Source organism: Dulcicalothrix desertica PCC 7102 (genome assembly GCF_003991905.1).
Taxonomy (GTDB): Bacteria; Cyanobacteriota; Cyanobacteriia; order Cyanobacteriales; family Nostocaceae; genus Dulcicalothrix; species Dulcicalothrix desertica.
The window spans coordinates 42,949-52,662 of sequence record NZ_RSCL01000009.1 but is presented as its reverse complement, the minus strand read 5'-3'; the positions used below and the strand labels follow the sequence as shown (position 1 = coordinate 52,662).

General features: G+C 38.5%; 11 protein-coding genes and 2 pseudogenes. 7 read left to right on the top strand and 6 right to left on the bottom strand.

What is annotated here, in order from left to right; genetic code table 11:
- Positions 1-19 precede the first annotated feature (19 nt).
- Positions 20-817 (bottom strand): annotated as a pseudogene (locus DSM106972_RS56200) (Rpn family recombination-promoting nuclease/putative transposase).
- Between the two features lie 328 nt (positions 818-1,145).
- Between DSM106972_RS56200 and DSM106972_RS19510 the strand changes: the two are divergent.
- Positions 1,146-1,688, top strand: coding sequence for a L,D-transpeptidase (locus tag DSM106972_RS19510; RefSeq protein WP_127082276.1), 543 nt, complete (start codon positions 1,146-1,148; stop codon positions 1,686-1,688).
- Between the two features lie 34 nt (positions 1,689-1,722).
- Here the strand turns inward: DSM106972_RS19510 and DSM106972_RS19505 are convergent, their stop codons facing one another.
- From DSM106972_RS19505 to ruvC, 3 genes are all read right to left on the bottom strand, one after another.
- Positions 1,723-2,301 carry an ureidoglycolate lyase gene (locus DSM106972_RS19505; protein ID WP_127082275.1) on the bottom strand — a complete coding sequence of 193 codons (579 nt, stop codon included), beginning with the start codon at positions 2,299-2,301 and terminating at the stop codon, positions 1,723-1,725.
- On the bottom strand, positions 2,298-3,143 hold the full coding sequence (locus tag DSM106972_RS19500) for a polysaccharide deacetylase family protein (RefSeq protein ID WP_127082274.1): 846 nt from the start codon (positions 3,141-3,143) through the stop codon (positions 2,298-2,300). The genes DSM106972_RS19505 and DSM106972_RS19500 overlap by 4 nt, the downstream gene beginning before the upstream one ends.
- Positions 3,144-3,245: 102 nt before the next feature.
- Positions 3,246-3,737 (bottom strand): crossover junction endodeoxyribonuclease RuvC, encoded by a 492-nt coding sequence (gene ruvC / locus DSM106972_RS19495; protein ID WP_127082273.1) that lies wholly within the window; start codon positions 3,735-3,737, stop codon positions 3,246-3,248.
- A gap of 176 nt (positions 3,738-3,913) precedes the next feature.
- Here ruvC and DSM106972_RS19490 point away from each other — a divergent pair, with 176 nt between their 5' ends.
- From DSM106972_RS19490 to DSM106972_RS19475, 5 genes are all read left to right on the top strand, one after another.
- On the top strand, positions 3,914-5,275 hold the full coding sequence (locus DSM106972_RS19490; RefSeq protein WP_127082272.1) for a gluconeogenesis factor YvcK family protein: 1,362 nt from the start codon (positions 3,914-3,916) through the stop codon (positions 5,273-5,275).
- Positions 5,276-5,389: 114 nt separating this feature from the next.
- Entirely contained in the window at positions 5,390-5,842 is a 453-nt protein-coding gene (gene tsaE / locus DSM106972_RS19485; RefSeq protein WP_127082271.1) for a tRNA (adenosine(37)-N6)-threonylcarbamoyltransferase complex ATPase subunit type 1 TsaE, read from the top strand.
- A gap of 160 nt (positions 5,843-6,002) precedes the next feature.
- Positions 6,003-6,149 carry a hypothetical protein gene (locus DSM106972_RS51440; RefSeq protein ID WP_158632847.1) on the top strand — a complete coding sequence of 49 codons (147 nt, stop codon included), beginning with the start codon at positions 6,003-6,005 and terminating at the stop codon, positions 6,147-6,149.
- A 328-nt stretch (positions 6,150-6,477) separates the two neighbouring features.
- The gene (locus DSM106972_RS19480) at positions 6,478-6,666 is read left to right on the top strand and encodes a hypothetical protein (protein ID WP_019497490.1); all 189 of its coding nucleotides are present in this window, start codon (positions 6,478-6,480) and stop codon (positions 6,664-6,666) included.
- A gap of 268 nt (positions 6,667-6,934) precedes the next feature.
- A complete protein-coding gene (locus DSM106972_RS19475; RefSeq protein WP_148129244.1) occupies positions 6,935-7,876 on the top strand; it encodes a hypothetical protein in 942 nt (313 codons plus the stop codon).
- A gap of 96 nt (positions 7,877-7,972) precedes the next feature.
- Here DSM106972_RS19475 and DSM106972_RS19470 read toward each other — a convergent pair whose 3' ends face one another.
- A complete protein-coding gene (locus DSM106972_RS19470; protein WP_127082269.1) occupies positions 7,973-8,971 on the bottom strand; it encodes a hypothetical protein in 999 nt (332 codons plus the stop codon).
- Between the two features lie 54 nt (positions 8,972-9,025).
- On the opposite strand from DSM106972_RS19470, the gene DSM106972_RS53585 reads away from it, so the two are divergent.
- The gene (locus tag DSM106972_RS53585) at positions 9,026-9,163 is read left to right on the top strand and encodes a hypothetical protein (RefSeq protein WP_233787443.1); all 138 of its coding nucleotides are present in this window, start codon (positions 9,026-9,028) and stop codon (positions 9,161-9,163) included.
- Positions 9,164-9,302: 139 nt separating this feature from the next.
- On the opposite strand, the pseudogene DSM106972_RS19460 reads toward DSM106972_RS53585, so the two are convergent.
- A pseudogene (locus tag DSM106972_RS19460) lies at positions 9,303-9,686 on the bottom strand (sensor histidine kinase); the annotation flags it as partial.
- Between the last annotated feature and the right edge of the window lie 28 nt (positions 9,687-9,714).

Here is a 9,714-nt window from a genome sequence, read left to right as displayed (position 1 = left end):
CCTTGGTAAGCTAGTATAATTAGGTTTCTGATTGTTGTTTTTGTAGTTCCTGAACCTGTTCAAGCGTTAAACCAGTAAATTCCATAACAGATTCAACTGAAACTCCCTTGGAAAGCATATTCGCAGCAATTTTTCGGGTCGCTTGTTCACGACCTTGTTCACGACCTTCTTCCAAACCTTCTTCGAGAATTGATTGATAAATGACTGACTCACGCATAATATCTCTCCTTAAAATACGTTGAATAACATCTTCATTCAATGTTAACCCAGCTAAAATGGCTGCTGATGCGGTCACGTTATTTTGTGTCCTACGGTCGGTGATGTTGTCGATTTGGGCTGCTACTGCTTGCAATGTGCTGTCTTTAGTACTAGTATTGCTTAAAACTGCAAATGGAAGCAAGCCTGGAGTACTTATAAATAACTCAGTAGGTTGTTCCTAAAGACGGATGACATTGAAACGGTGGACTGTATTTTCTAGAGTGAATTTGGTCTGCTTAACAAGTTTTAAATCTTTTTTACTGGTTACCTTTTTTAAGTAAATTACTACTTGGTACATAGGTTTGTCTGGGTGAAGACGATACCCACGCAGACGATAATCAGTCACACGAAAGGGTATTTCTTCTTCGGGTAGAGTTTGGAACTCGACATGCAAAATCAATTTATCAGATTGTAGAAGTATTACCGCATCAGGACGGATTGGTTCAACAAAAAATTCTTTTGGCTCCATTTTTGTTAAAGTTATTGGTTTACCTAACAACCAAGTCGCTAAATCATCTGAAAAATTCTCAGCTAGAAATTTGCAAATATTATCGTACATAACGGTGTTTAAGCTATTTATAATCAGAACCATTACAATCCTGATTTAATATTAGATATATCATTATTTTTTATACAAATGTATTACATTTTTTAAACAAGTTTGGGTATAAATTATAACCTTGAATATCAACGCTTCTATCTACGGGCAGAAAAAATATTTTAAAAATATACTTAAAAAGATTTTATTAAATTACGGAATTTTAGCACAAGGTCGTGAAGTTAGTTAATAGAAGCACAGGGTATTAATCGTCTACTTAAATAAAAGTTACGAAATTTATCGAATTGTTTATCTAATTACAAAACTTTATTATAAAGGGCGTGGCGATATGATAGTCAACGACCGTAGGAACTCTGTATCTAAATTAATATTACTGACGCTTATTTCTGTTTTGGCTACATTTAATATAGTACCTCAACAAGCCATATCGGCGCCAACACCAACACCCACACCAACACCAACAGTATCAAAGTCAGAGAAAATAACTCAAAAAATCAACGAGTTAAAGCAGTCACAAGAACGTTGGATAGAAATAAATCTTAAACAACAGAAATTAAATGCTTGGGAAGGAAATAAGGTTATATACCAAGTCACAGTTTCAAGCGGTAAAAAATCTACTCCTACACTTACTGGAGTTTACGCTGTTCAAACTAAACTACGTAAAGCCAGAATGCGCGGTGCCGACTATAATATTCCTGATGTACCTTATACAATGTACTACGACGGCAACTATGCAATTCACGGCGCCTACTGGCATAATAACTTTGGTACACCCGTTAGTCACGGTTGCGTCAACCTACCACCAAAAAAAGCACAACTATTATTCAACTGGGCAAAAGTCGGAACCCCTGTAATCGTTCGCAGAAATTAACGTGAATTTTGTCGCCCATGAGCGACAAAATCATCTAAACTACATCAAGTTGAATTTCATAACCCAATCTTTTAGGCAACGAAATTTTATACACATCACCTTGATTCATTTCTCCTGGTTCCTTCATCTCACTTAATGCTGTAACTACCTCGTCTGAGTTTGCCGTCAGGATAACTACGGGTGTTTCGCAAGCTATGGGGAAATCGTGCCATGTGCCCAAATGTAATAATAATCCGTGTCCTGGTGGAAAACGTAACGCTTTTACTTCATTTAAATTTGGTACATTTTGATTATCATTATCATGATTATGTGGCGCCATTACCATAATAAAAGGTGATTGTCCTAACCCAATAAACATCTGGGTCATATGCATATGACGTTCTAACCAGATAATATTGGGATATCCCGGCATAATTTTAGCGGTTCTAAATGTAGCAGTACCACGATAGCTAAAGTCGATATTTTCACCTTCAAGAACTCTTTCTTGGTAAAAGGGTATGGATAAACCAGGTTTACTCACATCGTCACCAAGTAAATATCCATACGGTTTGATATTTTCTTGAGTCGCATCGATAACGGGAATGGTTAGAGTCTTAGTTTGTGATATTGTCATGATAAATGTTCGTATATTGCCTCACCTGTAGTTATCCAGGTATCTGGCTTGCTTTTAATATATGATAAACACTGTTTTAGGTATTTCATCCGTAATGGTTGACCGACTATGAAGGGATGTAAACCTATTGCCATGATGCGTGGGTTTTTTTCGCCATCAAGCCAAAGTTGGTCAAACTGGTCTTGTATTGCTTGTGCAAATTCGGCGCCCGAAAATCGATTACTAAGGCATAAAGTAATATCATTAGCTTCAATGGTATATGGTATCGCTAACATTCGACCATCTTGAAGTGGGTACCAGTACGGTTGGTCGTCGTTAACCCAGTCAGCAGTATATACTATTCCGGCGCCGTGCAATAATTCAAACGTTGATTCTGTGATGGAAAACCCTGGTGTTAACCATCCTTTGGGTAATTTTCCAGTTGCCTGCTTTAACAAACTTAAGGTTTTCTCAATAGTTTGTGTCTCTGTTTGTTTATCCATACCGCTATGACCTGTGGAATTATTAATACCATGAGCCATGACTTCCCAGCCATATGTATTTATTGCCGTCATAATTTCTGGGTACAGGGTGCAAATTTCACCGTTGACTGCTGCTGTTACTGGTATGGATAATTCAGCGAACAACTCAAACAGGCGCCATATTCCTACTCTATTACCATAATCTCGCCAACCGTAGTTAGCAATTTCTGGTTGACTATTTAAATGTGGCTGAATAGCAGTACCAAGTTTACCAAAAGTAAAATGTTCTACATTCATTACTACCCAAACAGCTACCCGCTCATTATTGGGTAGCTTTAAAAGGGGGCGCCTGTCAAGGGGGTCGTAAGATGGTGGATACATGGCAACGGATGACTCTAGGATGTAACGGATAAATTATATAAATTAATTGATTGTAAACGAAATCTAATTAAAACCATCCGCTACATCCGTTACATCCGTTGCCTAAATTTGATACAATGCGGTTAATGCGATGGCTAATGCGTCTGCGGCATCGTCGGGTTTTGGAATAGTATCCAAATTTAATTCGTTCGCGACAGCTTCTTGAACTTCGTATTTTTCTGCATTTCCATACCCTGTTAAAGCGTGCTTGACTTGTTTTGGTGCAAATTCGACGTATGGTAGTTTATGCTGTGCTAGTACCAGCATAATGACGCCGCGTGCTTGGGCGACTAAGATGGTATTTCCCATTCGATAGAAAAACAATTGTTCTATCGCAACTAAATCTGGTTTAATTTCTTCAATTAGGACATGCAAATCATCAAACAGAGTACACAAGCGCGTTCCCATTTCTGTTCCTGCTTCTGTGCGAATTACGCCAAAGTCAAGCATTTTTACTGATGTATCCTGAACTATATTATTGCTTGCTGTATAAGTAATGGCGCCAAAACCTAAAATGGCAAGACCTGGGTCTAATCCTAAAATGCGCTTTTCCATGTACTTTTATTACGGATACCATAAACAACGTGAGATAGTAATGCTAGCAACTTTAATTACATGTTTTTTAGATAAATAGAATTATAAATGTAATAATCTTGCACTCAGTTTTGAATGCACGTAGTGTACATTTTCTGTTAATCATTATTTTAGATCACCACGTTCTTCATGCTTGTATGTCAATTGGTTTTATAAAACAAGCCCTCAACACTCTGCTTCCTCAGTCAAGGCGCCGTACTTCCTACCGGGTTAACCAGTGGTTCAAGTGGCTATCTCCAGGACTTTCGGTTAAGCGTTGGCTACTCATCAGCATCAGTGGTGTGGTGCTTGGAGTTTTAGGGTTGGCTATTTCGATTCGACTCACACCAATTTTCTGGGCCATCGAACTACTTAGAAATTTCTTAGGAAAAATCACAGATATTGTACCCTACTATATTAGTGGTCCCATTGTTTTATTGCTGGGGCTACTACTACTGCTTTGGGGTCAAACGCGCACTGTTAGCTCTATTACTCAAGTTCTTCGACCTGGCGCCGAAGAGGAACTAGTAGATGTTTTATTAGCGCATCGTCGGTTATATCGCGGTCCAAAAATAGTAGTTATTGGCGGTGGTACGGGACTGTCAACTTTATTAAGTGGTCTTAAAACCTACAGTGCTAATATTACCGCAATTGTGACAGTTGGTGATGATGGTGGCTCGTCTGGTAGACTGCGCGAAGAATTTGGCATGTTACCACCAGGAGATATCCGTAAATGTTTAACCGCGTTAGCAGATGAAGAAAAACTGTTAACAGAATTATTTGAATATCGTTTTAGTAGTGGTGACGGTTTAAGCGGTCATAGTTTTGGTAACTTATTCTTAACCGCTTTAAGTGATATTACAGGAGACTTAGAGCGTGCAGTTGCTGCGAGTTCTAAAGTCTTGGCGATTCGCGGACAAGTATTACCTGCAACGCTCAGTGATATTCGTCTTTGGGCAGAACTATCTGACGGGCGCCGAATTGTCGGAGAATCAAAAATTACCGATGCCAAAGGTACAATTACAGACTTTGGTTGCACACCCATAGACCCAAAAGCTTTACCAGCAGCCATAAAAGCTATCAAAGAAGCCGATTATATAATCATAGGTCCAGGTAGCCTTTACACTAGTGTCATTCCTAATTTACTAGTACCACAAATAGCAGATGCAATTGCAGCAGCAGACGTACCACGTATTTACGTGTGTAACATAATGACACAACCGGGTGAAACTCAAGGTTACTCAGTCTCCGAACATATAAAAGCGATAGACAAAGCATGTGGAAGACCATTATTTAACGCAGTACTCGTCCATCAAAAATCACCATCACCACGAGCATTAGTACGTTACGCTCAAGGAAACTCACACCCCGTTTTCTTAGACCGAGAAGACGTAACCAAACTTGGGCGCCGTATCGTCTTAGCTAATATAATGCACGAAGACGAAAAAGGGTGCGTTCGTCACGACTCGCAAAAACTCGCAAAAGTACTTATCAAATGGTACAGTGGCGCCAAAATTTAGTAGGGTGCGTAACGCCATTACAATTATCAAACAAAACGAATAATCAAAGTAGCGTTACGCACCAAAACAAAGAATAGACTCAAATTAACAATAGAATGACTCTTCCCCTTTCCCATGACAACGTTCACCCTCGACAACGCAGAACACACACACCAAATAGGAGTAAAACTAGGTAGCACCTTACCAGCTTCAACGGTCATCTTACTATTCGGAGACCTAGGAGCAGGTAAAACCACCTTGATAAAAGGAATAGGAGAAGGTTTAGGTATCACAGACCCCATCGTTAGTCCAACCTTTACATTAATCAACGAATATACCGAAGCGCGTATACCACTTTACCATTTAGACCTGTATCGTTTAGAACCAAACGAAGTCACAGCATTAAACTTGGAAACTTACTGGGAAGGAATAGAAGTTACACCAGGAATTGTAGCAATCGAATGGGCAGAAAGAATGCCTTATAAACCAGATAGTTATATAAACATCCACTTAACCCATACCCAACAGGGAACTCGCGAAATTACGATTACCCAAATTAACTGCACCCTGCACCTGAATATTATTTAATTACAGTTTTAATAGAGCACAAACAGTTTTCGTGAGTTACAACAGAAGTAACCTCAACTGTACATAAAAATAATGAGCAAATTAAATTACCCTAACTTTAATCATTATCAGTATAATGACGTAATATTTCCTTACACTTTAAACAAAGGTATTTAAGTTTATGCTCAAAAATATTGTATATTTTATTACCAAAAAACTACCAGAATATATGGGTTTAAAACTCCAGCGAAAGAAAAAATCAGAAGCACAAAAACAAGGTGAAAACTGGATTGAAGATTTTGACGAACGTGAGAGGGATTGTTTGTAGGCGCCTATAATAATTTAATCGGGATATACTAAATATAATTTAGCCCATACCCGTAAGCGGGTTAAAACCCGTAGGCGCGAGTAGCTTAAGTTCATTAAAATGAACTAAATTAATCAGTAATATTAGAAACATGTTTATCAAAAAGCAAGTATTTATACGTAGAAATGCAAGATATCAGTTAAGGTAAACTGCCCACCGTAATATAAGTACATACTTATATAAAGTAACAGCAGGCGCCGTTTGTAATAAAACTTGTTGTAAGACTGTTGACAAAATAGGTATATTCAAAGTTATAAGAGTGTGGGAAATGTGCTAATAAATACAGAGCATGACTAGAACAATAATTCAACAGGTTACAAGCATCAACCAGTTCGTGTTAATGGTTTTCTACACAGGTACGCATTTGTGGCAGTTCCGTGTGATTAGTCCAGAAGGGAGCGTTTACGGAAAACGCAAAGTATATAATTCTGCCCAAGCAGCAGAACATGCTGGACGAAAATGGGTAGAACATTCTTAACTAAACTCTCTAGAAACCCGGTGTCTTGTGTCAATACCTTCGCGGCTATTTCGGAGTCATAACATAGCATCAACGCTTCTAGAATTAAGGCTTTTTCGTATAAGAGTGCAGGAGCGCTATAATTTCCAGGCTAGTTAAAAACTCCTTCCCGTTATTCCACACCGGGTTTTTAGATTCAAAGTCCTGGTATATAAAAACTCTGGGGTCAACGTATAGCAGACAGATTCAATATTTTGTTTGACTGAAAACGTTGACGGCAAAAGTCTTTTTGCCAATCATATTTTTGGCGAAGGTATTGTTAGAAGGGACAAATTTAATTAAAACTCAAGCTTTAGGTGTCGATTTTTACGATGCTACATTGTCTGGAGCATGTATAGAAGCTTGGAATATTGACAGCACAACAAAACTAGAAGGGGTAAACTGCACTCATATATATTTAAAATATGGTGGAAAAGAACGGCGCCCTCATAGTGGAGAGTATGCTCCCAGAGAATTTACCAAGCTGTTTCAAGAAACGCTGGATACTATCGATATCATCTTCAACAATGGTCTTGATTGGAAAGCTTTTATTATTGCATTAGACAAAGTGCAAGTTGAGAATGAAGGAACTCAACTATCTGTTAAAAGTGTTGAACAAAAAGAGGATGGTTTATTTGTCGTGCGAGTCAATGTACCTCCAGATGCAGATAAGGTAAAACTCAATGATGGATTAAAGCGAATACATGACGAAATCAAATCATTCAAGGAACAGCGTAAGGATGAAATCAAAGAATTGAAAGAATCAATGAGCGAAATGTTAGCTTCTCGCCCAAACGAACATATATACGGAGACAAAATTATGGGAGATAAACATATGCATCAAGAAACAAATAAAAACTATAACTTTAATGCTCCATTCACAAACTTTGTTGACAATATAGAAGGAAATCAAAATAACTTTTTTTCACAACAACCGCAAACGTTAGCTGAAGCTGCTCAAGAAATTCAACAATTGCTCAAACAGCTAGAAGTAGTAAATGCTCCTACTACTGTGGAAGAAAAGCAGGCAGTTGTAAATCAAGTAATTGAGAAAATCTACGAGAATCCAACACTAAAGTCAAGAGTTTTTGGCGCCCTCAAGGCAGCAGGAACAGAAGCATTCAAAGAAGCTGTTGACCACCCATTGGTTAATATTTTAGTAGCAACTATTGAAGGTTGGCGCGAATCATAGTGGCGTAATATTGTGAGGTAATATTTCCACCTACTGATAGCTCCAAGCCTTCAGATAGGTGGTATATAAGTAAAAAACGTTGAAAAAAACAAGAAATTAGGGAATAGTCAAGTCAACAAGTATTTGACGATGGTCTAATCCTTTACCGCCATCTGCTCGTGGATGTTTATCATAACCGCCTAATGCTGAACCAAAAGGTAAACTAGCAGTACTGTAAAAGTTACCACAGTCAATGCAAGGAGTACCGAAATTTGAATAAGTATGGTCAAGTTTTCTCTTAATCTTACCGAAGAAATACTTGGCACTATACTCACCAGAGTGTTTTGCAATATTCCAGTGCTGACCTCGTGAATAGTTAACCACAAATGTTTCAGGCTGTTGGAGTTCTTTATCCGAACTTGTGTTCCAATCACCGCCAATTATAACGTGGGAACTATCGGCAAGTGTTGACCAATAACGAGATATTTCCTCAGTTCGGCATTTAGCGTTTAGTGAGTTTGGATGTACAGCAACAGGAGTAATCGTTGTTTGACTATCAAGTAATAATTTAGCGCGGAAACCAGTAAAATCATAATTGCAGTTTGGGTTTTCGTCATCATATTTACGAGCAAGGAGCCTGTAGTAATTACGACCGTAAGCATCGTTACGACCATAGGCAGATTTAGCGCTACTTGGTATGAGAGAAAGGCGCGAAACCTTCCAGGCAATACACTCATGTTCGTGTGAAGCATTTTTAGCATTCCAGGCAGCTGGCGCCCCTGTATTGCGGTCACGGCTCGAAGCGCAAATTCCAGTGTAACCCTTTGGTAAAATAGGCCCATTTGCTGATTTACCAGTAAGTTGCTCGGCTCGGTACACCTCAGATAACATAATTACATCAGGTTTCCAGGTAGCAATATAATTACGTATATTTTGAACATCTTGTTCACGACATAACTTGTATTCCCAGCATCCAAACGTTAAAGAGGCATTGCCGACATTTATCGCTAGATATCGTAACGGTGTTTTCGCTTCAGCCTGAGCAGTAAAAGAAAATAATACTACACTAAATAAAAGAATTGTTTGCGTAATTATTATGGCTATTTTTCGGTACATTTGGGTGTATAAGTAAGAATTTAATGTTATCTACTTAACTCTTGGAGGATTATAATGCCAGATTGGAATGCAATTGAGAAATCATTTTTACGTATCGGGCGCCAACAGCAGTTAGGCGAGCTAGCATCTTCTTTATCCAACATTACTCGCTTGGCGCCAAAACTGGTCAGCTATCACTCTTCAAGAAGGTGAACTATTAAAAGTTGTTGAAACAAGCGCAATCTGGAGTGATAAAGTATTAGATAGCTCCGGTTTGCTCGAACTTGTCAAATGAAACATTTATTGGCGTCAATAAATAATGATTGTCGTTTTTTTGCTCTAATTACCATTTCTACTCCTTATTCAGTAATAAGGGTAGTACGACTGTAAACGTTGCTCCCTGGTCTTGACCTGGACTTGCAGCAGTCACTATACCCCCATGCAACTCAACCAAATTACGGACAATTGCTAAACCTAAGCCTAATCCGTCTTTTGCTCTGGAACTGCTATTAGCTTGGCGAAAACGTTCAAATACGTATGGCAGAAAGTCAGAATTAATACCTTTACCTGTATCTTTGACTTTTATGATTGCGGAGTAGGAATAGGGAGGTGTTGGGGCGCCGTCGTGTGATAGTTCGACTCGTACTTGCCCTAAATTGGGAGTAAATTTTGCTGCATTGGTTAACAGGTTTAGTACTACTTGCTGTAAGCGGTTAAAATCACCACAAACTATAAAAGGTATGTTTGCTTGATTATTTTGTATA